Below are 21,076 nucleotides of genomic sequence, written 5' to 3'. Positions count from 1 at the left end.
TGGCCTACTGAAGCCTACACAGGTCCCGGGTTTGCGTCTGCCTAACAATTAGGCAGGATGCTCGTCTGGTGTGCGGTTTTGCCTTGATGCCTGCCCCGGCGACATGGCCGCAGTTGGTGATGAGGTCCTCTTTGTTTGCTTCGGCTCGAAAACTGGACAATGCTTGATCGAATGCGGATCGGCAATCCATGAGCGATGAACTTCTTACTTCCGCCGAAATGGGCGAGGCGGATCGGCTGACGATTGCCGCCGGCCCGGTCGACGGCATCGGCCTGATGCGCCGCGCCGGCGAAGCGGTGGCGGCCGAAGTTCTCAGGCGTTATCCCTCGGCGACACATGTCCACGTTCTGTGTGGTCCCGGCAACAATGGCGGCGACGGCTATGTCGTCGCCCGCATCCTGGCTGGCAGCGGCGCCGCCGTCACGGTCTGGGCATCCGGTGCGCCGAAGCCGCAAAGCGACGCCGCACTCGCCGCGGCGGAATGCCCGATCGCGCCGCGGCCGCTGTCGGGCTTTGAAGCCTCGCCCGGCTCGATCGTGGTCGATGCGCTCTACGGGGCAGGGCTGTCCAAGCCGCTGTCCGGCGATGCCGCCAGGGCGGTCGGCGTCGCTGCCGATCGGCGTCTGCCGGTTGTCGCGGTCGATTTGCCCTCGGGCGTTTCCGGCGACAGCGGCAAGGTGTTAGGCGTGGCGTTCACCGCAGCCGCCACTGTGACCTTCGCGCGCAAGAAGCCTGGCCATCTGCTCCTGCCGGGACGGGAGCGATGCGCCGAGATCGTGCTTGCCGATATCGGCATCGGCGACGACATCATTGCGCGGCTCCAGCCCCGGACGTTCGAGAACACACCGGCAAATTGGCTGCGCGATTTCCCGGTGCCGGCTGTCGACGCGCATAAATACAGGCGCGGCCATGTCGGCGTCTTTTCCGGAGGGCCGAGCGCCACCGGCGCGGCGCGACTGGCCGCGCTTGCGGCGGCCCGAAGCGGGGCAGGGGCGGTGACCGTGCTGTCGCCGGGCAACGCCATGCAGGTCAATGCCAGCCATCTGACCTCGATCATGCTGCGCAAGACTGATGACGTCTCGGACATCGGGGAATTTATCGGCGAGCGCCGGCCTTCGGCCTTCGTTCTTGGTCCCGGCTTCGGCGTAGGTGACAAGACGCGGACCTTTGGGCTGGCACTCCTCGCCTCTGGCGAGCCGCGGGATGCTTCCGCACAGGTCGATGGCCTTGTGTTCGATGCCGACGCGATCACCTCTTTTCGCGAGGCACCGGAAATCTTGTTCGAAGCGGCGCGCAGCCCGCATGCGCCAGCATTGGTGATGACGCCGCACGACGGTGAGTTCGGCAGGCTGTTTCCCGACATCGCCTCTGACAACGCCTCGTCCAAGCTCAACAAGGCGCGCGCGGCGGCCGCACGTGCCAATGCCGTTATCGTCTACAAGGGCGCCGACACGGTGATCGCTGCTCCCGATGGCCGGGCGGCGATCAATTCCAACGGCGCGGCCTGGCTTGCGACCGCCGGGTCCGGCGACGTGCTGTCCGGCATATCAGCCGGCTTGCTGGCGCAAGCCATGCCGGCGTTCGAAGCGGCCTGCGCGGCAGTGTGGATCCATGCCGAGGCCGGCAGCCGGTTCGGTCCCGGGCTGATCGCCGAGGATCTGCCGCTGGCGCTGGTGCCGGCGCTGCGCGAACTGGTCGAGGCACGTCGCAAAGTGCACGTCGAATGAAGCGTTTCGCGCTCGCCGTCGCGGTCGTCATCGCGCTGTTCGCATCGCATGGCGTGCGCGCCGGGCAGCCGGTGACCATCGTCGACGATCCGGCAGTGCTCGCCGCCTTCGACGCCAAAGGGTTCGGCTTCGCCGGCATTTTTCATGTCGATGGCGGGGATGATCTGAAGGCGCTCTATGACGAAGCGCCGGCCTATCATGCGATCGTCGATACGGTGGCATCAGATATCGCCACCCTGCGCGCCGAGATCAAGGCCGGCGGGCGCACGCTTTACGAGGTGACGGACGGCAATGTCGGCCGCATTATGGATATGCGCTGGCTGAAGACGGAGGCGGCGCGCTTTCGGCTGGTCGGCGTCGTCAACCGGCTCGACCGGCGTGATTTCGCTGCCCTGGAGGGCGACAACAGCTGCGGCGAGGTGCGTTTCATCTATCGCCTGGCTTACAGTTTCAAGAAGGACGGCAAGGTGCTGGCCTCGCGGCTGCCGTTCAACTTCAACGCCGTCTACAGCGTGGCACCAGATGCCGATGGCGGCTGCGTCGGCGTTGCCGGGCATTGGACGCCGCAACTCGACGAGACCGTCGATGCCGGCTGGCTGAGCGGCGGGCCGCTGGACCCGGCCGAGCTGACCTTCAAGCAGCTCGAACTCAATGCGCAGGTCGTGCGCTTTCCCTCCGGCCAGGAGACCGAATTCGGCGGCCAGGCCGCCTACCTCATGCGGATATTCGGCATCGATGGCGCGACCGTCCGCGAGAAGCCGCTGGAGAACACGCCAGACACTGGGCGACTCTCGCAAGATGCCGCGATGAAGAAGCGGCTTGCCGATTATGTCAGCGCGAATGTCGCGGCGGTCGATCTCGGCGTCTACGAAATTCCGGATGAATTCCTTGCGAAGAAGGTCATCTCGTGGTCGACCTTCGGCAGTGCGCGGCAAGCCAACCATCCGTTTACGCAAATATTCCAACCCGAGGAGTTCGGATCGCTCGATTATTCCTCGACGAAGCTGGTGCGCACGCCCGAGGCCCTGGTCGAGCGGCTGGACAATGGCGCCTGCCAGGGCTGTCACCAGGCGGGTTCCACAGCCGGCTTCCACTTCATCGGCCTCGACGACAGGACGACGTCGCCGCTCAACCGCATCGAGGTCGGCAACTCGCCGCATCTCCATGCCGAGATTCCCCGGCGCCAGGCCTGGCTGCGCGCAACAGAACAAGGCAAGGAGCCGAATCGCTACCGGCCGCTGTCCTTCGCACCGCCAGCCACCTGGACCGATACAGGCGACGTCGACTATGCGCCGGCTGAAATGGCGATGCCATGCCTGATGCCTGACGATGCCGCGCGCTTCGGCGCGACTTGGGCATGCGGCGGCGGCACGGTCTGCACGCCGCTGGCGACCGCATCAGGCGTGCGCACCGCTCTGGCGCAATGTCTGTTGCCCAAGGACAGTGAAAAGATGTTCTCCGGCCACCCTTGCCTGACCGGGTCGATCGCCAGCAACCCGTCGCAGCCCTTCAACGATCGCTACAAGATCACTGGGCAATTCGCCGCCTTCGCGCCGGGAGTTTCGCGGACCGCCTATACCTGCCGGCCGCCCAAGATCGGCGTGCCGGCCGGCATCGCCTACCGCGCTTGCGACGACAAGGATCGCAACTTTGCCGCCTTCAAGAAGGGCAAGCCGATGCCGAACGAAATCTGCGGGATGGTCGGCGGCAAGAAATTCGACACGTGCGTGGCGACCAACAATTTCGACCAGTGCCTCGGCGGCGCGGTCAATCGCGGCAACCGGCCGGCATGTTCCGCCGATCATTTCTGCCGCGAGGACTATATGTGCCAGTCGCTGCCGCCGGACACGCCGGGCGTGGCCAAGGTCAAGGGCATCGGCTTCTGCTCGCCGACCTATTTCATCTTCCAGATGCGCATCGACAACCACGCAACACCCTGGGCGAGCGCTACCAGCGCGCCCAGGGACGCGGGGTTCGGCGCGGCGGAAGAGGAATGAGTGTTTGACGGCTACCGCTGGCCGACGCCCATCGGTCGCCTTACAGCGGGATGTTGTCGTGCTTCTTCCAGGGGTTCTGCATGTCCTTGTTGCGCAGCATTCTGAGCGCGCGCGCAATACGGCGGCGGGTCGAGTGCGGCATGATCACCTCGTCGACATAACCGCGCTCGGCGGCCACGAAGGGCGACAGGAAGCGATCCTCGTAAGTCTTTGTATGGGCTGCGATCTTTTCCGCGTCGCCAATGTCCTTGCGGTAGATGATCTCGACCGCGCCCCGGGCGCCCATGACCGCGATCTGCGCCGTCGGCCAGGCATAGTTCATGTCGCCGCGCAGATGTTTTGAAGCCATGACGTCATAGGCGCCGCCATAGGCTTTGCGGGTGATGACGGTGATCTTCGGCACGGTCGCCTCGGCATAGGCGAACAGCAGCTTGGCGCCATGCTTGATCAGCCCGCCATATTCCTGCGCGGTGCCCGGCAGGAAGCCTGGAACATCGACGAAGGTGACGATCGGGATCGAAAAACAGTCGCAAAAACGCACGAAGCGCGCCGCCTTGCGGCTGGCGTCGGAATCGAGCACGCCGGCCAGCACCATCGGCTGGTTGGCGACGAAGCCGACCGTGCGGCCCTCGACGCGGCCGAAGCCGGTGACGATGTTCTTGGCGAAACTCTGCTGGATCTCGAAGAAGTCGCCCTCGTCGGCGACCTTCAGGATCAGTTCCTTGATGTCGTAGGGCTTGTTGGCATTGTCCGGGATCAGCCGGTCAAGCGACAAATCATGGTCGGTCACTGACTGGTAGCATTCGATCTCTGGAATATCAGATGTGTTCGAGGCTGGCAGGAGATCGACCAGCCGGCGCATCTGCAAGAGCGCCTCGACGTCATTGTCATAGGCGCCGTCGGCGATGGAGGATTTGGTCGTGTGCACGGAAGCGCCGCCGAGGCTCTCGGCCGTCACCGTCTCGTTGGTGACGGTCTTCACCACATCCGGACCGGTGACGAACATGTAGGAGGTGTCGCGCACCATGAAGATGAAATCGGTCATGGCAGGCGAATAGACATCGCCGCCGGCGCAGGGGCCCATGATCACGGAAATCTGCGGGATGACGCCGGAGGCCAGCACATTGCGCTGAAAAATCTCGGCATAGCCGCCAAGCGCCGCCACGCCCTCCTGGATGCGCGCGCCGCCGGCATCGTAGAGCCCGATGATCGGCGCGCGGTTGCGCAGCGCCATCTCCTGCACCTTGATGACCTTCTCGGCATGGGCTTCCGACAGCGAGCCGCCGAACACGGTGAAATCCTTGGCGAAGAGATAGACGGGACGGCCGTTGACGGTGCCCCAGCCGGTGACGACGCCGTCGCCGGCGATCTTGGTCTTCTCCATGCCGAAATCGGTCGAGCGGTGCTCGACATACATGTCGAACTCTTCGAACGAGCCTTCGTCGAGGAACACCTCGATGCGTTCGCGGGCGGTAAGCTTGCCCTTCTTGTGCTGGGCGTCGATGCGCGCCTGTCCGCCACCCATGCGGGCGATCTCGCGCCGGCGCTCGAGTTCCTTCAGCACGTCCTTCATCGCTTGGTCCTCAAAATAGAAGCTGCATTTGTGGTAATGATGCCCGCCGGAGAGCGCAAGCGTCGCTGGTTTTGCTGCACTGCAGCATGATGCCCCTTGCATTCCGGGGCGAACTCAGCCATATGCAGCCCATAGGCGCTTGGGCCGGGAGATTCCGGCCTTCTCGACAAATGAGACTGGTTGCGTCTGTTTTCCCTCTTTCCGGCAAATCGGCCCCCGATTGGTTGGCAAGGCGGCGAAAAAGCCCCGTGGCATGATGCCTGCGGGCACGACAGCGCAGCCGAGTGGACGCATACGTCCGCCCGCCTTGTCGTTTCATATCAAGTTTTTCGACGGCAGGTTGCGCCCTGCCGCCATTGATGTTTGCGGCCAAGAAGCCGCGTGAAAGAAGATTATTTTGACCAACGAAAACACATTGCCCGGCAACGACACCGTGGAACTCTCCGGTTTCGCGGCGCTGGGAATCACGGGCGCGCTGCTCAAGGCCACCCACAATGCCGGCTTCACCGAACCGAAGCCGATCCAGATGCAGGCCATCCCGCCGCAGCTGGAAGGCCGTGACATTTTCGGCATTGCGCAGACCGGCTCCGGCAAGACTGCGGCCTTTGCGCTGCCGATCCTGTCGAAGATCATCGCGCTCGGCACCAAGCGGCGCGCCAAGACGGCCCGTGCGCTGATCCTGGCGCCAACGCGTGAACTTGCCGTGCAGATCGAAGACACCATCAAGATCCTCGCAAAAGGCCAGCATGTCTCCACCGCACTGGTGCTGGGCGGCGTCTCGCGCTTCAGCCAGGTGAAGAAGGTTGCTCCCGGCGTCGACATCCTGATCGCCACGCCCGGCCGCTTGACCGACCTCGTTCGCGAGGGCGACCTCATCCTCTCCGACACCAAATGGTTGGTGCTGGACGAGGGCGACCGCATGCTCGACATGGGCTTCATCAACGACGTCAAGCGCATCGCCAAGGCGACCGCGCCTGATCGCCAGACGGCGCTGTTTTCGGCCACCATGCCGGACGAGATCGCCGAACTGGCCAAGGGCCTGTTGAAGAACCCCGTCCGCATCGAAGTCTCGCCGCAAAGCACCGCGGCGGCCGAAATCGCCCAGGGCGTGGTTTTCGCCCGCACCAAGCAAAAGCGCCAGGTGCTGTCGACGATGCTCGCCGACGAGGCGATGAAGTCCGTCATCATCTTTTCGCGCACCAAGCATGGTGCCGACCGGGTGACCAAGGACCTCGAGCGCGATGGCTTCAAGGCCGCCGTCATCCATGGCAACAAGTCGCAGAACGCCCGTCAGAAGGCGCTGAACGATTTCCGTGAGGGATCGGTACGCATTCTGGTCGCGACCGACATCGCGGCGCGTGGCATCGACGTGCCCGGCATCAGCCATGTCGTGAATTTCGACCTGCCGGACGAGGCCGAAAGCTATGTCCACCGCATCGGCCGCACAGGCCGCAACGGCATGGACGGCATTGCGATCACGCTTTGCGATCCTTCAGAAAACAGCAAGCTGCGCCAGGTCGAGCGCATCATCCGCACCAAGCTGCCGATCGTTGCCGACCATCTCGGCAGCCCCGATCCGCAGCGCAATCCGGCTGAAAAGAACGAGCGCTTCGAGCCCGCCAACGACCGCAACGACCGGAATGGCCGTCGCGACGGCAGGCGGCCGGGCGGCGAGAACAAGGGCAACGGCTTCGGCAAGAAGCGCTTCGGCGACAAGCCGGCCTTCGCCGGCGAGCGCAAGCCGGAAGGCGCAAAACCCTTCAAGGGCAACAACAAGCGCCGCTTCGGCGGCAAGCGGCCGGCGGCGCGGGCTGCTTAACCGTGTCTCGCGGTGGTCAGCCGACCCTAGTCTAGCGGTTGGCTAGTTGCTTGATTGACAAAGAAAAGGGCGGCTGAAGCGATGCTTCAGCCGCCCTTTTCGTCTCTGCGCAGCTTACTTCGCCACCGCCTCGACCCAGACGGCAATCCGTTGCGCGAGAAATGCCGTAGTCGATGGCGACAGCACATCGCCGGCAATGACATGGTTGTCGGGGTCGCCGGTGTCGTCGACCGGCACCAGTTCGTGCGGTGCGCCCCAGCGCCCGGCGATTTCGCGGGTGCGGTCCGGCCGCACCACCCTGTCCGAATCCGAGAAAATGAACAGGGCAGGGATATCAGCCTTCTCCACCGGCGCCCCATAGGCGAGTTCCGTCAGCGCCTGCATCGGCAGCGTCGCGGCAACCGGATATCTGGTGGTCCAGAATTTCTCGTGCAGCGCGTTGCGCGCCACGAAACTGCGCTCCTTGCCGATCACCAGTTCGGCGATCTGCTTGCCCCATGGCATGGTCAGGATCTCGGCGCCGGATGCCTTCACGCCGAAATTGGGTGAGATGAATGCAATGGCAGCCACGCCATTTGAAGCACCCGGCTGCGTTGCCGCCCACGCCGCCAGCGAGCCACCGGTCGAGGTCGAGATGACGATCACCTTGTCGCCGATCGCCCGGCCGATGGCGAGCGCTTCCTCATAGTCGTTGATCCAGGCATTGACGCTGCCTTGCGTCATCGCCGCGCCGTCCTGCCCGTGACCGGTGAGCCTGGTGTAGAAGAGATTGGCGTCGAGCTGGTCGGCCACCTCGTCGGGCAGGGGACGGACCTCGCCCTTGGAAGCCGAGAAGCCGTGGATGTAGACGATCGACAGCGGCGTCTTGGCATGCACCATAGGGTTCGCCCAGACGATCTCCTTTTCCAGCCCGTCGCGGATCCCGGGTACGGCGGCTTCCACCTTTGCCACATAGGCCTGCGGGTCGTCACCGATGAGGGAAGGATCGAAGCGGATCGTGGTGTCGACGGGAACGCGTGGGCCGATGACGAAGGCCAATGCAAGAACGGCGATCAGGCCCAGCACAGCAAGCACGATCCGTCGCCCCATTGCAGACTCCACGCAACAACATCAAGCCTAGGGCGATGGCCCTGAACAGGCAACGGCCGCCCAGGCAGCCACACCGCCAATCCTGTGGGCATCCTATTCGTGGGGTGGCCTGCGGTCGTAGTTCAGCGGCCTTGCCTTCCAGCTGGTCATAAGGCTGATCACGCCTCTGCACAGCGGCCTCGGCAACATGGCGAGAACTTTCAGCGGCCAGCTCGTGCGGTAAGGAAAGGTGACTTCGAAGCCGCCGGATTTGATTGCCTTCACCATGCGGCGCGTCGCGCGGGTGACGGGCATCAGGCCCGGCATCGGCAGCATGTTCTTTTCGGTCAGCGGCGTGTCGACAAAACCGGGGTTTATCACCTGCACGCGGATGTTCATCTTGTCGAAATCATACTTCAGCGACTCAGCCAGGATGTTGATCGCCGCCTTGGTGCCGCCATAGGCGGCTGTGGTTGGCCAGCCGAAATAGGCGGTGACCGATCCGACCAGCACGACATGGCCGCGCGACCGCACGCGCATATACTCCACGACCGGCACCAAGCCGTTGATAATGCCGAAATAGTTGACCTCGAAGGATTTGCGGAAGTCCTTGACGACGAGAGCCTCTCCGGGCGTCGAAATGTAGTTTCCGGCATTGAAGACGGCGAGCACGATTGGGCCAAGTTCCTTCTCGATCGCGGCCACCGTTCTTGCCATGCGCGGCTCGTCGGTCACGTCGCAGGGAAAGGCGGTGACGCTGCCTGGCATCTGCGCGGTCTCGACGATGAGCGTGTCGATCGGATCGTCGTCCAGTGCCGTTACCGCCACCGCGTAGCCCTGGGACGCCAGATCCCTGGCCAGCGAACGGCCAATGCCGCTGCTGCCGCCCGTGACCCAGGCAACGCCGTGTTTCGGATCGGCCCGATAGAGTGTCATGCTGCGCCCTGTCGAGTTGTTGGTGCCTTGCTCTAGCGGTCAGGAAATCGAATGAAAAGAGTGCTTTTCGACGACGGGTGCAAATGAACTGTGGGATATCGAGCCCGCTCGAGGGCCTGTGGATGCACAGCAGTGCCGGAAATGCGAGTGGACCAGGCGAATTCTTGCCTTGAAACCGAAGCTTCGGGTTTCTAGGGTTTCGGCGCACGCAAACAAGGAATCCTGAATGCCCCGTTCTGTGATCGACGCGATCGGCAACACGCCTCTGATCCGCCTCAACAAAGCGTCGGAAGAAACCGGCTGCGAGATCCTGGGCAAGGCCGAATTCATGAATCCGGGGCAATCGGTCAAGGATCGCGCCGGCCTTTTCATCATCCGCGACGCCGAACAGCGCGGCCTGTTGAAGCCGGGTGGCGTCATCGTCGAGGGAACGGCAGGCAATACTGGCATCGGGCTGACGCTGGTCGCCAAGGCGCTGGGTTATCGCACGGTCATCGTCATTCCCGATACGCAGAGCCAGGAAAAGAAGGACACGATCCGGCTGCTCGGCGCCGAGCTGATCGAGGTGCCCGCCGTGCCCTACAAGAACCCAAACAATTACGTGAAGCTGTCAGGACGGCTGGCCGAGCAGATGGCGAGAACCGAGCCGAACGGCGCCATCTGGGCCAACCAGTTCGACAATGTCGCCAACCGCGATGGGCATATCCGCACCACGGCGGAGGAAATCTGGGCCCAGACCGGCGGCAAGGTTGACGGTTTCGTCTCGGCGGTGGGTTCCGGCGGCACGCTGGCCGGCGTCGCTTTCGGGCTGAAGGCCAAGAGCAAGGATGTGAAAGTCGCGCTCGCCGACCCGCTTGGGGCCGCGCTCTACAGTTTCTACACCAGCGGCGAGTTGAAGTCCGAAGGCAGTTCGATCACCGAAGGCATCGGGCAGGGGCGCATCACCGCCAATCTCGAAGGGTTCACGCCGGACTTCTCATTCCAGATCAAGGACGAGGACGCGCTTCCGATCGTCTTCGACCTGATCCAGGAAGAAGGCCTGTGCGTCGGCGGCTCCACCGGCATCAACATTGCCGGCGCCATCCGGCTCGCCAGGGAACTGGGCCCGGGCCACACGATCGTGACCATCCTTTGCGACTACGGCACACGCTACCAGTCGAAGCTGTTCAATCCGGAGTTCCTGCGCGAGAAGAATCTCCCGGTGCCGGGCTGGATAGAACTGCAGAGCAAGATTTCGGTGCCTTTCGAAAAGGTCGCATGATGGCGCACAAGACGGAAGCGCTGTTTCGTGACGATGCTTACCTGCGCACGGCGGATGCGACGGTTGTTGCCGTCAATGATCGTGGTGGCATCGTTTTCGACCGGACCATCTTCTACGCCACCTCGGGTGGACAGCCGGGCGATACCGGTTATCTCGAACGTGCCGACGGCAGCCGTGTCGCCGTTGCCGCCACCATCACGGGCGAGACCAAGGACGAGATCATCCATGTGCCGACGCCGGAGCAGGCGGCCCTCGCGGTCGGCGAAAAGGTCAAACTCGCCATCGACTGGGAACGTCGGCACCTGTTGATGCGCATGCACGCGGCTTGCCATCTGCTCACGGTTGTTTGCCCATTTCCAATCACGGGTGCCGCGGTTTCCGAGGACGACAGCCGTGTCGATTTCGACATTCCGGACGCCAGTTTCTCGAAGGAAGAGGTGACCGCAAGCCTGATGGATCTGGTGCGGGCCGATCATCCGATTTTCACCAGGCTGATCAGCGACGAGGAACTCGCCGCGAACCCTGGCCTGGTCAAGTCCAAGAATGTCCGGCCGCCGGTCGGCACCGGCAAGATCCGCCTGGTCTGCATTGGTGAGAATGGCGCGGTTGATAGCCAGCCCTGTGGCGGCACACATGTCAAAAGCACCGGCGAAATCGGCGAAATCCACATCGGCAAGATCGAAAAGAAGGGCCGCGAAAACAGGCGCTTCCGCATCCGCTTCGGACCGATCCCGGCGGCGTGAAGTCAGACGGTGGGCGGCCTGCTACTTCAGGCGGTCGTGACACAGCTTACGCAAGGTGTCGGAAACTGGATGGCGGTCTCTCCACCCAGGCTTCGATCTGCTCGGTGGCGAACTTCGCCGCCTGATGGTGGATGAAATGACCGGCGCCGGGCAGAGCTATAAGCGCGGTCACATTGTCGACCTCGCGGAACGTGCCCTCGAAAGCGCTGACCGGCACATAGGGGTCGTCGGTGCCAAACAGGACCAGGGTCGGTGCCTTGACGAGTGGCAATTGTCCCAGACTTGGCACTTTGCCGAGCGGAATGTTGGCTCTGTAATAGCCAAGCATTGCTTCCGGACTGGATCGCCGTAGCGAGTCCGTCAGCGCCTGCCTGTCCTGCGGATCGGCGACCCAGGTCGCAAGGTCGTCAATGTTCAGCATCTGGGCTGCGCCGGGTACCTGAAAGCTGCGTATGTAGGCGATCATCTCGGCATTGGCCGGATCGGCAATGGCATTGAGGTGATTGCGCGGATGCGGGGTCGACAGCAGGACGAGATGGCGCACGACCTGCGGCGCGCGTATGGCCAGCCACCATGCGATGATGCCGCCCCAGTCATGGCCGACAACGGCGGCCTGGGTCAGCTTTTCGGCCGCGAGAACGGCCAGCACGTCGTTGACCAGGTTTGCCAGCACATAGTTGCCGTAACCCTGCGGCGCATCGCTTTGTCCGAAACCTCGCAGGTCGGGCGCGATCACGCGGTAGCGACGGCAAAGTGCTTCCAACTGCCGGCGCCAACCCATGCCGTGATCTGGAAAGCCGTGCAGAAACACAATCGGCGGGCCTGAGCCCGCCGCCGTGTAGTGCAGTTTGACATTGCCGTTTACAGCAAACTTCGATTCAAACGCCACTTCCAGTTCAGTCAATTGCAATCCATTCAATGCTGCGTCCGGGCTCGGCAGCCCGGACAGCCGGGCTTACATCTTGACTTCGAGGCGCAGGAACGGCCCGTTGAACGTCTGGGTGCTCTTATCGGAGAGCTGGAGAAGATTGTGCCACTGCTCGACCCGATAGCCGGCAGTGAACGTGGTGTTTTCCCACGGCTTGAAAGTCACGCCACCGGAAAGGTCGACATTGGTCACCACTTCGCTGGAATGCTGGCTTTCGCTTGCATTGAAGGTCTGATCGACCGGATCTGGCGGGATAGCACCCGGATCGTGCTGCGTCGCGCTCAGGCTGATCTTGTTCGTGCGCCGGCCCCACATGGCCGAACCGGAAACCGCGCCAGTCAGACCCCATGTCTCGCCCAGGGGATAATAGACTTCTGCGCCGAGGCGAGGACCGATGCCGTAAAATTCGGACGAGCCGAGCTTGTCTGCGCTGCCGGACTTGTCCGCCGGGTTATCCCGGGTAATGCCTTCGTGCAGGCTGATTTCCTCCTTGGAGTGCAGCAGCCGCAAGCCGCCGAAGAAGCGGATGTCGGCACTTTGTGCCTGGACGTGCTTGCCGATATCGAAGTCCAACGTCTGAAAATTGTAGCTGTTTCCAAACGAAAGATTCACGTTGCCCGGGTCACCGCCCGTTATCGGTATGTCAAAACTGGTGTCATTGTCCTGCCCTGCATGAAAAGACCCGGCGAGGCGCCAATCGACATCCGGAGAAATCGCTTTGGTCAGAGCGACCGACCCGTAGAGATCGCCAAAGCCATTGTTGCTGCCTAGTTTGTCAGTGGTGTCGCCAAGTTTGTCCACATTGGACTGATAGACCGCGCCTTCGAAGGCGATCTTGATACGGGAATCCACCACTGCCGGATCCACTGCCTGCGCGTCAGCGGCGTGAGCCGCCACCACACCAACAGATGTCACCGCAGCAGCCGACGCCGCAACAGTAGCAAGAAGCTTGCCTGAAACGTGATTTCGCATTTTTCCCCGCCTGGAATCTACTGAATAACTATTAGCCCACTCGCACATTACCGCAGCGGTATCTCGCGAGATAGCTGTTATAATAATTTGCCCAGGCAGTGTTACGCGTTTGCCACAGCTGGCTTTTTCTCCCTGAGAATCAAATAAGATAGCCGCGGGTTTTGTAGGCGAAATGTTGGGGCGACGCCTGTGGCGTTCGGGACTGCCGGGGAGAATTGATGGACAATCAGGCGCAAATCGAAAGCGTTCTCAACAACCTCGCCTATGCGCTTTTCGCCCAAAGCGGGCAGATGGAAACGAATGGAAAGGCCAGCAGCCTCGGCAACCTGATTGTCTTCGACAACCCGGAAGCCGTTGACACAATCGTCAAAGCGCCGGAGCTCTTCCGCAAGAACTTCTCCCTGATCTCGGCACTCGGTTTCAGCCGCTTCAACACCAATGGCGAGGATTGGTCGGTTCGGCGCGCCATCACCCAGGATACCTACCTGGTGGCAGCCAGGCCGGCGCAGCAGCAGCCTATGGCGGAACTCTACGCCGCCAGTCTTTCCGGGAGCGACGCAACGCTGCCCTCCATCCAGCAAGCCCTGTTCGCGGCGTCGATGACGATATTTTACCGGGCTTTCGGCCTTGTTCCCGACATGGCAGCGACGCTCCTTCTGCTCGACAGGGTCCGCGACGTGCTGAGGCGCCTCCAATATTATTCCTGGGTGTCGCCGACGAGCGCCGAGCGGGCGAATGTTATCCAGGACGCCCGCGCGGTGGTTGCCGATTTCACATCGCTGCTTATGGCGGACCCCCGGGCGGCCGCTGAGATGGACCGTTTCAGGAATCTGGCTTCCGACCTGGAGGACTTCTCGCCGGTAGAGGAGTTCGTCATGAACTTCTTCGCGGGGGTCGAGACGACGGTGACCACCGCTCTTTGGGTGATCGACCGGCTGGGGGCCAACCAGCAGGTGCAGGAGCGTATCCATACGGAGGTCCTCTCGGGCGAGGCGCAAACGCCGTACACCGATTGCATGATCAACGAGACGATGCGCTATTTCCCACCGATACCGTTCCTGACTCGGGAAGTCGGCGCCGATACGGTTCTTGACGGCCACAACCTCTATGCTGGGCAACTGATCATGGTATCGATCGTCGGCGTGCACCAGAATCCGGCCTTCTGGTCAAACCCGCGTGTCTTCGACGCGAGCCGGAAGGAGTTCCTCGAGAACAGCTTTGATCGACGGGCCTTTATTCCCTTCCTTACCGGACCGCGCATGTGTGGTGGCGCGCGCCTCGGTCGGCTGGAGGTCAGGGAGGCGGTCCTCGCCATTGTGCGGCAGTTCGCTTTCAGCCGGGCCGACGATGTGATCCGTTTCGACTATGCGCTGGCCTTGCGCCCGGCCCAGGGGGCTTCGGTCAGCGTTTCGCGTCGATGAAACGCCGGGTCAGGTGTGGTCCTGCCAAAACCGCCTGACGTAGTCCCCAAATTGCCTTTTTATCATCGTCTTGAACTCGACATCATGCGCATAGCGCGTGCTTGCCGATACGGCTTTTGATTTCAGTTCGAAGCTTGGGAACCAGTTGCTCATTGTGGCTGAAGCATTTTCCTGCTGGTTCGCGATAAAGTCCTCATAGCAGACTTGGGCCACTCTGCGCCCATCAAGAGTGTTCAGGTAATTTTTCCACCTGATCTCGCTGTCGAAAATGTACTGGGCGGCATCCCTGACAACCCTCTCGGTCAAAGTCGACACCGTCGGAATTCCAGGCAGCGTCTCCTGGCTGTCGAACGGTTGGCCCGTATGCAGCATCGAGAGCAGGCTTATGGTCTGATCGACCTTGTTTCTCCTGGAGAGGAAGACATAGAACGAGTTGCCGTCGTCATCGCCGATTGAACTGCGCGCGAATGGCAGGTTTTCAAAGAAGATCTTGGCTGCGAATACGCCGTTCTCGGTCCTTCTCGCCAGGAGATGGCGACCATAGGCCGGCGCCTGCTGATTGAGTTTTTCGAGGTCCATGGTGTCGTCTGCCGACCACCGTCTCATCAGCGGCAAGGCATATTGCCACTGAAAATACTCGGTGGGTATTCCCAGGCCGAACTGCCGCAAGACCTGACAATAGGAATGCCCCGCCGTTCGCGGGGTCGTGCAGATCAGTATCTTGGCAGGGTTTTCGGCAGAGCTTTGGCGATCATGGGTCGCGGCGATATATTCACTGTACAAATCGTCGAAATGCATTTCCGGAACCCACCACGACACGCCAAGTTTCAGGTAGCAGACAGGAAGCCCAGGATGAGCAGAGCCTGGTCCAGTGTCATCAGCGATGGCGGATCGCCCGCATCGATGTTGTCGACAAGCCACAGATCAGGCCGTTTCAGCCGTGCGCGCTCGATAGCCTGCCGGTCAATGACTTGGCTGTCGCGGCCGTACATCAGCAGGATACGGGCGTCGATCTTGGCGGCGATTGGGAAGAGATCGTATTCGCGGCCGGCGAGGGCGTCGAAATTTCCCGTCGTGGCAGGGTCGTAGGCGAGCCGGAAGCCATCGGGACCGGCGGCGATCCGGTTCTCGACATAGCGGTTGAACACCGTGTCTTCGACCGGGCCCATGGCCGCTCTGGTGGCGATCAGATAGTCCTTGGCCGCCGCCCGGGTTTTGAACGCAAGCATGCTTTCCTTGAAGACCTCGTGTCTCATCGCGTCAACCTTCGGTCCGCCGAGCATGGGGACGTCGTTGAGGATGATTCTCGCGGCCTTGGAGCGGGTCATCTGCAGAAACAGCAGCAGGATCGAGCCGCCCCAAGATGTGCCGATGAAGTGGTTCTCCGTACCGGCGAACTCGCCGAGTGCGCGCAGGCATTTGGAATAGACGTTGATGTCGTATCCCGAACCCAGATAGGCGCTGCGCCCGCGCCCCAGCAAATCGGGACAGATAACCAGGAAGCCATTGCGGCACAGGAAGGTGGCGAGGAAATCGAAGTCGGCACCATTGCCGGTAAAGCCGTGCAGGCAGAACACCGTTGCGCGCGGCGTGCCGGCCGGTCGCCAGATGCGCACGAACATCGCGGCATAGCGGTCATCCAGCCGGATGAGGATTTCTTGCGTCAGCGTCTCGGCGGCCGGATCCATCAGACGTTGCGCTTGCGGACGGCACGTTTGACCGAGCCGCGGTTGTCGATGAAGTCGCGCTTCCAGAATACCGATTTGTCCAGGTTGATGCGCTTGGCCTCCTTGATCATCGGCAGAATGTGGGACGAAGACCGCGCCGCCAGCACCGTCACGGCGGTGGCGTCGCCGCCGGGGAAGGGGTTGAGCGGCCCGCCATTCGTCGCCCAGGCCTCGGCTATTTCGCGGCTGGTCTGGATCCAGCCGAGGTAAGCGACGATGGCGTCGTCGATCGAGCCGATCATATGGGTCTGCTGATCCAGCTGATAGCGCAACGTCTTCACCATCAGGCCGAATTCGTAGCCGTCAAAAGGCGGATAATGCGCGATGAAGTTGCACACGAGTCCCAGCGAAACCGGATTGCTGGGAATACGGGAAAACAGAAGATTGCTCATGCCGAGATTATTGACCCCGCCCACCCCAGATCATAACGATCAATCCGTACTCGTCACGAAACACGAAAACAATCGGAATCAACGGACCCGGCGGCCGGTCCCGTCGCCTATCCAAAGCGAATGTCGCGTGCTCGAATGCATCCAAATTGCCAAGCTAAACAACGTTTTGCCGAAGATGAGCAGGAGAACGAGAATGGCCGAAGACAGTCCTTTCATCGTCGACGCGGACTGGCTGCAGGCGCGCCTCGGTCAGCCGGGCCTGACCATTGTGGACGCATCCTGGTACCTGCCTGCGCAAAAGCGCGACGCGCGCGCCGAATATAACGCAGCCCACATCCCCGGCGCCCGCTTCCTGGATCAGGGCGCGGTTTCAGATCCCGACGCTTCCTTGCCGCACACGCTGCCTTCGCCCCAGCATTTCGCGCAATATGTCGGTTCGATGGGCGTGTCTGCCGACGACACCATTGTCGTCTACGACGGTCCGGGCTTTTTCTCGGCACCGCGAGCCTGGTGGATGTTCCGCATCATGGGCGTTTTCCAGACCTATATTCTGGACGGCGGGTTCGACGGCTGGAAAGCCGCCGGCAGGCCGGTAACGACCGAACCGACGAAGATCGCGCCGAGTGTGTTCCATGCCGATTTCGACGCCGGCCGCGTCGCCAGCCTGGCCGACATGCGCCGGATCGTCGAGACCAGCGCCAGCCAGATTGCCGATGCCCGTGGACCCGGCCGTTTCACCGGTGCCGAGCCCGAGCCCCGCGCGGGTATCCGCTCCGGTCATATGCCGGGCGCACGCAACGTGCCGTACTCCGCCCTGTCGGAAAACGGCATGCTGTTGTCGAAGGACCGCTTGCGCAAGGTGATCGAGGACGCCGGCATTGACCTGTCGAAGCCCGTCATCACATCCTGCGGATCCGGTGTCACCGCCGCGGTGATCACGCTGGCGCTGGAGACGCTTGGCCACACCGACAACAGGCTTTATGACGGCTCATGGACGGAATGGGGCGGGCTCTCCGACACGCCTGCCGTGACTGGCCCCGCGACGAACGGCCCCGCTAAGGCCGGCAAGGAATGAACGCGATGGAAAACGGCGTGCTGCAGGATATTGAAGTCACGGTGACTTTTCTCGAAATGCATGCCCCTCCCGCCGTCTCGCCACCAGTGCCCTACAACCGCCAAGTCGCGCTGCTGAAGACCAAGGAAATTCCCTTGCATTTCTATCGCTATTTGATGGATCGGGTCGGGCGCAAATGGCACTGGGTGAATGTTCTCAGGCTGGACGACGACGAGCTTGCGGCCGGCATCCACCGTGAGGACCGTGACATCAGGGTGCTTTATCTCGACGGCGCGCCGGCGGGCTTCTTCGATCTCAAGCCGCATCTGCCTGATGAAGTCGAACTCGCCTATTTCGGCATGATGGAACATGCCACCGGGCAAGGCATTGGCCGCTGGTTCCTGGGTTCGGCGATTTCGGCCGCCTGGTCGCATGGGCCGAAACGGGTGACGGTGCAGACCTGCACGCTTGACCATCCGGCAGCTCTGCCGCTCTACCAGAAACTCGGCTTCAAGCCTGTCGCGCAGAAGAAGGAGGTCGTGCATCCGCTGCCGTTCGCCGAGCGCTCGGCCAGCGTCATGCGGCCCTGATTTCAGCCGGAATCCGAGATCGGCCGGCACCTGAACCGTCTGTTCATCGGCGCTTCAGCCTGCCTTTGGCATGTTGCCCGCATCGTCAATGCGGCTGAGGCCGAAGGAGAAAAGACATGCTGACACGCCGTACCCTTGCCGCCGCGCTGATCGCCGCGATTGCCATGCCGAGCCTTGCCTCCGCCCAGGCGACGACGCCCTCGGCCGCGACGATCGAGCGCAAGCTCGAGGCCGCGCCCCGGGTGAAGCTGCGGCCGAACGAGCGCGTCACCATCCGCGAATTCAAGCGCCGGCCGGACTTGCGCCGCATGGCGCGCTCGATCGACATCCAGTCGATCAATTTCGCCTTCGGCTCGGCCGCCATTTCCAGTTCGCAATACGACAAGATCGAAAACATCGCCGACGCGCTGCAGCGCATCCTGCGCCGCGATCCCGGCGCCCGCGTGCTGATCGAAGGACATACCGACGCCGTCGGCTCCTTCCAGTCGAATCGGGTCCTGTCCGAACAGCGCGCCGCTTCGTTGAAACGCACGCTGGTGCGCGAATTCGGCGTGCCCGGCTATGCCCTGGAAACCGTGGGCTACGGCGAGGAGTTCCTGCTCGTGCCGACGCAGAACGAAAACTGGCAGAACCGCAGGGTGACATTGCGGCGCTTCGACGACTTCATCCGGTGATCCGGGGTTGGTCCGAATCTAGTTAGCCGGCTTACTTCGTCGATTTGGCGCGTTCGCCGGTGCCATGTATCGAGAGGCCGACCACCGACATCGGGTCGGTCTCTCGATCCCTTTGGCAAGAATCGGGTGGGAAGCATTGGTCCGAGCGCGTAATTTCCGGTCAACAAACCGGAGGTTTTCACCATGGCCATTCAGTTCAAGGCGCTACCCACCAACCACGTCAGAACCCTGCAGCGCGGCGGTCCCGATGCTTATGGCCAGACGCCCGAGCGCAGAATTTCAGACGGTGACGGCATGCCTTGCCGGCATTGCCTGAAGAACATCGCCGCCGGCGATGCTTATCTCATCCTTGCCTACCGCCCCTTTCCGGAGCTTCAGCCCTATGCCGAAACCGGGCCGATCTTCCTGCACGCTGAAGAGTGCGAGCCTGCCGCCGAGGCAGAAACGCTTCCCGAGATTCTCGAAAGCCCGGACTATATCGTGCGCGGCTATGGAAGGGATGACCGTATCGTCTATGGCAGCGGTGGGGTCATCCCAACCGGGGCGATCGCTGCGCGGGCCGAGGCCTTGTTCGAACGCGACGACATTGCCTACGTGCATGTCCGGTCGGCGCGCAACAACTGCTATCAGTGCCGTATCGAGCGCGCTTGAGGCGTAACGATTGCCGGCGGAAATTCTGTCGCACTCCCGTCGCATAGATGCGGTAGAAGTCGAGTGTCGATCGATTGGCCGACCGCGGATGAACCGGCGGCAATCTCGATATCGAGGAAGCGGGGCTTTGGCTCCGCTTTTTTGTTGCCCGCGGTTGCGCCGAGGTTGGCGCAAGGGAGAGCCCGCCAGCGATGCTGACGGGCTTTTGTCGTTTTGCCTGGAGGGCTTAGTTGAACTTGTACTTCAAGCCGACACGCACGGTCTGGAACGAAGGGGTATCTTCCAAGATGCCGCCAGAGCCGAAATCTTCCTTCGCATACTGCGAGTAGCGGTATTCGAGGCCAACGGTCATATTGTTGGAAACAGCGGTTTCAAGGCCCCCGCCAACCGAAAATCCACTGGAACCCCAGTCGTAGATATCGCCACTTGGGCCGCCGGGTGCGGATGCATGCAGATTGAAGTGCTGCCAGCTATAGCCGCCGATCACATAGGCAAGCGTCGACTCATTAACCTTGGCGCCGACTCGGGCGAGCGCATCGAAGCCATAGTCGGCGTCACCCTTGATCGATCCGCCAAAAATATCGAGCTTGGTCCGGATGCCTGAGTAGCGACCGTCAAGCTGGACACCTGCGACCCATGAGCCGAAATCATGATCGTAGCCAACGCTGCCTTCGCCGAAGACACCTTCGCCTCCAATGCCGTTCAGCTCAAGTGCGCCGCCGAGCGTCAGATCATGCACCATCGTGCCGGCGCCAAGCGCGCCACCGACATAGAAGCCGGTCCAGTTATAGGTCGGAGCAGCAAAGGAAGCGCCGCCACCGTTCTGAGCACCGAAGCGATAGTTGGCGGCGATATGGAAGGTGTGGGTGGACGGTTCGACGTTCAGAGAACCGCCGCCAAAATCAATAACCGACTTATCACCATAGTCCGCGTACCGGTACTCAGTTTTCAACGTCCAGTTGCCACGCAGCACGGTCTCCATGCCGACGCCGAGAACATAACCGCCACGGTTTTCGGTATAGTCCAGTCCGTCGGCAAAGCCCGATCCCTCAAGCTTGAAATGCTGCCAGCTGTAGCCGCCGAGCACATAGCCGAGCGTATTGGGGTTAAGGAGATAGCCGGCGCGCAGGCCGACGTCGAAACCGTAAGAATTGGTCAGGTCGATGTCGGCGCCTGGAATACTGATCGATGGGCCGATGTTGCCGCCGTTGACGTCAATGAACCCGCCCAGGAGGAAACGCTCGGAGACCATATAGTCGTAGCCGGCGGTCAGTTCGCCGAATACGCCATTGCCGCCGATGCCGTTGAAATCGACAATTGGCGCAACGCTGAACTTGTGCACGCTGGCGCCGAAGCCACCACCGACGCCGACATAAGCGCCGCTCCAGTTAAAACCGGATGCCTCGACAGGCTGCACCACATCAGCCGCATGCGCGACAGACATCAATGCCACTACAGAAACGGCACCCAACAGGAAAGATTTCGCAGAAACGCGAAGAAACATAGCCCAAACCCCTAATCAATAAGCCCGCCACGCCTCTAG

At 62.0% G+C, this 21,076-nt stretch carries 19 protein-coding genes; 10 read left to right on the top strand and 9 right to left on the bottom strand.

Annotated elements, in window-relative coordinates:
• Positions 1-188 precede the first annotated feature (188 nt).
• Both AC1DPX_RS34165 and AC1DPX_RS34160 read left to right on the top strand, forming a co-directional pair.
• Positions 189-1,727: an NAD(P)H-hydrate dehydratase gene (locus AC1DPX_RS34165; protein ID WP_477242366.1), complete on the top strand. Its 1,539-nt coding sequence runs from the start codon at positions 189-191 to the stop codon at positions 1,725-1,727.
• On the top strand, positions 1,724-3,724 hold the full coding sequence (locus tag AC1DPX_RS34160; protein WP_477242364.1) for a hypothetical protein: 2,001 nt from the start codon (positions 1,724-1,726) through the stop codon (positions 3,722-3,724). The genes AC1DPX_RS34165 and AC1DPX_RS34160 overlap by 4 nt, the downstream gene beginning before the upstream one ends.
• Before the next feature lie 40 nt (positions 3,725-3,764).
• Here AC1DPX_RS34160 and AC1DPX_RS34155 read toward each other — a convergent pair whose 3' ends face one another.
• Positions 3,765-5,297: an acyl-CoA carboxylase subunit beta gene (locus AC1DPX_RS34155; protein ID WP_032930196.1), complete on the bottom strand. Its 1,533-nt coding sequence runs from the start codon at positions 5,295-5,297 to the stop codon at positions 3,765-3,767.
• Positions 5,298-5,694: 397 nt separating this feature from the next.
• Here AC1DPX_RS34155 and AC1DPX_RS34150 point away from each other — a divergent pair, with 397 nt between their 5' ends.
• A complete protein-coding gene (locus tag AC1DPX_RS34150) occupies positions 5,695-7,116 on the top strand; it encodes a DEAD/DEAH box helicase (RefSeq protein ID WP_477242362.1) in 1,422 nt (473 codons plus the stop codon).
• Between the two features lie 114 nt (positions 7,117-7,230).
• On the opposite strand, the gene AC1DPX_RS34145 is transcribed toward AC1DPX_RS34150, so the two are convergent.
• Together AC1DPX_RS34145 and AC1DPX_RS34140 are read right to left on the bottom strand one after the other, a co-directional pair.
• Positions 7,231-8,205 carry an alpha/beta hydrolase gene (locus AC1DPX_RS34145; RefSeq protein WP_477242360.1) on the bottom strand — a complete coding sequence of 325 codons (975 nt, stop codon included), beginning with the start codon at positions 8,203-8,205 and terminating at the stop codon, positions 7,231-7,233.
• 93 nt (positions 8,206-8,298) lie between these two features.
• Positions 8,299-9,120 (bottom strand): SDR family oxidoreductase, encoded by an 822-nt coding sequence (locus AC1DPX_RS34140; RefSeq protein ID WP_202354496.1) that lies wholly within the window; start codon positions 9,118-9,120, stop codon positions 8,299-8,301.
• A 226-nt stretch (positions 9,121-9,346) separates the two neighbouring features.
• Here AC1DPX_RS34140 and AC1DPX_RS34135 point away from each other — a divergent pair, with 226 nt between their 5' ends.
• Positions 9,347-10,381 (top strand): cysteine synthase A, encoded by a 1,035-nt coding sequence (locus AC1DPX_RS34135; protein ID WP_477242358.1) that lies wholly within the window; start codon positions 9,347-9,349, stop codon positions 10,379-10,381.
• A complete protein-coding gene (locus tag AC1DPX_RS34130; RefSeq protein ID WP_477242394.1) occupies positions 10,381-11,124 on the top strand; it encodes an alanyl-tRNA editing protein in 744 nt (247 codons plus the stop codon). The genes AC1DPX_RS34135 and AC1DPX_RS34130 overlap by 1 nt, the downstream gene beginning before the upstream one ends.
• 46 nt (positions 11,125-11,170) lie before the next feature.
• Here AC1DPX_RS34130 and AC1DPX_RS34125 read toward each other — a convergent pair whose 3' ends face one another.
• Positions 11,171-12,028 (bottom strand): alpha/beta fold hydrolase, encoded by an 858-nt coding sequence (locus AC1DPX_RS34125; protein WP_477242356.1) that lies wholly within the window; start codon positions 12,026-12,028, stop codon positions 11,171-11,173.
• 51 nt (positions 12,029-12,079) lie between these two features.
• A complete protein-coding gene (locus tag AC1DPX_RS34120) occupies positions 12,080-13,024 on the bottom strand; it encodes an Lpg1974 family pore-forming outer membrane protein (protein ID WP_477242354.1) in 945 nt (314 codons plus the stop codon).
• A gap of 218 nt (positions 13,025-13,242) precedes the next feature.
• Between AC1DPX_RS34120 and AC1DPX_RS34115 the strand changes: the two genes are divergently transcribed.
• Entirely contained in the window at positions 13,243-14,445 is a 1,203-nt protein-coding gene (locus AC1DPX_RS34115) for a cytochrome P450 (RefSeq protein ID WP_477242352.1), read from the top strand.
• Between the two features lie 9 nt (positions 14,446-14,454).
• Here the strand turns inward: AC1DPX_RS34115 and AC1DPX_RS34110 are convergent, their stop codons facing one another.
• Genes AC1DPX_RS34110 through AC1DPX_RS34100 form a run of 3 tightly spaced genes read right to left on the bottom strand, consistent with a single transcriptional unit; the run spans position 14,455 to position 16,564 of the window.
• Positions 14,455-15,243: a Stf0 family sulfotransferase gene (locus AC1DPX_RS34110; protein ID WP_477242350.1), complete on the bottom strand. Its 789-nt coding sequence runs from the start codon at positions 15,241-15,243 to the stop codon at positions 14,455-14,457.
• 29 nt (positions 15,244-15,272) lie between these two features.
• Positions 15,273-16,133 carry an alpha/beta hydrolase gene (locus AC1DPX_RS34105; protein WP_477242348.1) on the bottom strand — a complete coding sequence of 287 codons (861 nt, stop codon included), beginning with the start codon at positions 16,131-16,133 and terminating at the stop codon, positions 15,273-15,275.
• Positions 16,133-16,564, bottom strand: a complete 432-nt coding sequence (locus AC1DPX_RS34100; protein WP_477242346.1) for a hypothetical protein — start codon at positions 16,562-16,564, stop codon at positions 16,133-16,135. The genes AC1DPX_RS34105 and AC1DPX_RS34100 overlap by 1 nt, the downstream gene beginning before the upstream one ends.
• A gap of 193 nt (positions 16,565-16,757) precedes the next feature.
• Here AC1DPX_RS34100 and sseA point away from each other — a divergent pair, with 193 nt between their 5' ends.
• From sseA to AC1DPX_RS34080, 4 genes are all read left to right on the top strand, one after another.
• Complete coding sequence (sseA, locus tag AC1DPX_RS34095; protein WP_477242344.1) at positions 16,758-17,639, top strand: 3-mercaptopyruvate sulfurtransferase; 882 nt, start codon at positions 16,758-16,760, stop codon at positions 17,637-17,639.
• Positions 17,640-17,644: 5 nt separating this feature from the next.
• On the top strand, positions 17,645-18,208 hold the full coding sequence (locus AC1DPX_RS34090; RefSeq protein ID WP_477242392.1) for a GNAT family N-acetyltransferase: 564 nt from the start codon (positions 17,645-17,647) through the stop codon (positions 18,206-18,208).
• 116 nt (positions 18,209-18,324) lie between these two features.
• A complete protein-coding gene (locus AC1DPX_RS34085) occupies positions 18,325-18,882 on the top strand; it encodes an OmpA family protein (protein WP_477242342.1) in 558 nt (185 codons plus the stop codon).
• A 183-nt stretch (positions 18,883-19,065) separates the two neighbouring features.
• Positions 19,066-19,533 carry a DUF1203 domain-containing protein gene (locus tag AC1DPX_RS34080; RefSeq protein ID WP_202354491.1) on the top strand — a complete coding sequence of 156 codons (468 nt, stop codon included), beginning with the start codon at positions 19,066-19,068 and terminating at the stop codon, positions 19,531-19,533.
• Positions 19,534-19,759: 226 nt separating this feature from the next.
• Here the strand turns inward: AC1DPX_RS34080 and AC1DPX_RS34075 are convergent, their stop codons facing one another.
• Positions 19,760-21,037 (bottom strand): outer membrane protein, encoded by a 1,278-nt coding sequence (locus AC1DPX_RS34075; protein ID WP_477242340.1) that lies wholly within the window; start codon positions 21,035-21,037, stop codon positions 19,760-19,762.
• Between the last annotated feature and the right edge of the window lie 39 nt (positions 21,038-21,076).

The organism is Mesorhizobium sp. 01N446 (assembly GCF_056399285.1).
Note: the sequence above shows the minus strand (reverse complement) of the source record. Positions and strands in the feature narration are given on the sequence as shown.

What these genes read in the sequence shown, in the direction of transcription:
- AC1DPX_RS34165 (WP_477242366.1), top strand. Translation starts at nt 189, where the DNA reads ATGAGCGATGAACTTCTTACTTCCGCCGAAATGGGCGAGGCGGATCGG.
- AC1DPX_RS34160 (WP_477242364.1), top strand. Translation starts at nt 1,724, where the DNA reads ATGAAGCGTTTCGCGCTCGCCGTCGCGGTCGTCATCGCGCTGTTCGCA.
- AC1DPX_RS34155 (WP_032930196.1), bottom strand. Translation starts at nt 5,297, where the DNA reads ATGAAGGACGTGCTGAAGGAACTCGAGCGCCGGCGCGAGATCGCCCGC.
- AC1DPX_RS34145 (WP_477242360.1), bottom strand. Translation starts at nt 8,205, where the DNA reads ATGGGGCGACGGATCGTGCTTGCTGTGCTGGGCCTGATCGCCGTTCTT.
- AC1DPX_RS34140 (WP_202354496.1), bottom strand. Translation starts at nt 9,120, where the DNA reads ATGACACTCTATCGGGCCGATCCGAAACACGGCGTTGCCTGGGTCACG.
- AC1DPX_RS34135 (WP_477242358.1), top strand. Translation starts at nt 9,347, where the DNA reads ATGCCCCGTTCTGTGATCGACGCGATCGGCAACACGCCTCTGATCCGC.
- AC1DPX_RS34130 (WP_477242394.1), top strand. Translation starts at nt 10,381, where the DNA reads ATGGCGCACAAGACGGAAGCGCTGTTTCGTGACGATGCTTACCTGCGC.
- AC1DPX_RS34120 (WP_477242354.1), bottom strand. Translation starts at nt 13,024, where the DNA reads ATGCGAAATCACGTTTCAGGCAAGCTTCTTGCTACTGTTGCGGCGTCG.
- AC1DPX_RS34115 (WP_477242352.1), top strand. Translation starts at nt 13,243, where the DNA reads ATGGACAATCAGGCGCAAATCGAAAGCGTTCTCAACAACCTCGCCTAT.
- AC1DPX_RS34110 (WP_477242350.1), bottom strand. Translation starts at nt 15,243, where the DNA reads ATGCATTTCGACGATTTGTACAGTGAATATATCGCCGCGACCCATGAT.
- AC1DPX_RS34105 (WP_477242348.1), bottom strand. Translation starts at nt 16,133, where the DNA reads ATGGATCCGGCCGCCGAGACGCTGACGCAAGAAATCCTCATCCGGCTG.
- AC1DPX_RS34100 (WP_477242346.1), bottom strand. Translation starts at nt 16,564, where the DNA reads ATGAGCAATCTTCTGTTTTCCCGTATTCCCAGCAATCCGGTTTCGCTG.
- sseA (WP_477242344.1), top strand. Translation starts at nt 16,758, where the DNA reads ATGGCCGAAGACAGTCCTTTCATCGTCGACGCGGACTGGCTGCAGGCG.
- AC1DPX_RS34090 (WP_477242392.1), top strand. Translation starts at nt 17,645, where the DNA reads ATGGAAAACGGCGTGCTGCAGGATATTGAAGTCACGGTGACTTTTCTC.
- AC1DPX_RS34085 (WP_477242342.1), top strand. Translation starts at nt 18,325, where the DNA reads ATGCTGACACGCCGTACCCTTGCCGCCGCGCTGATCGCCGCGATTGCC.
- AC1DPX_RS34080 (WP_202354491.1), top strand. Translation starts at nt 19,066, where the DNA reads ATGGCCATTCAGTTCAAGGCGCTACCCACCAACCACGTCAGAACCCTG.
- AC1DPX_RS34075 (WP_477242340.1), bottom strand. Translation starts at nt 21,037, where the DNA reads ATGTTTCTTCGCGTTTCTGCGAAATCTTTCCTGTTGGGTGCCGTTTCT.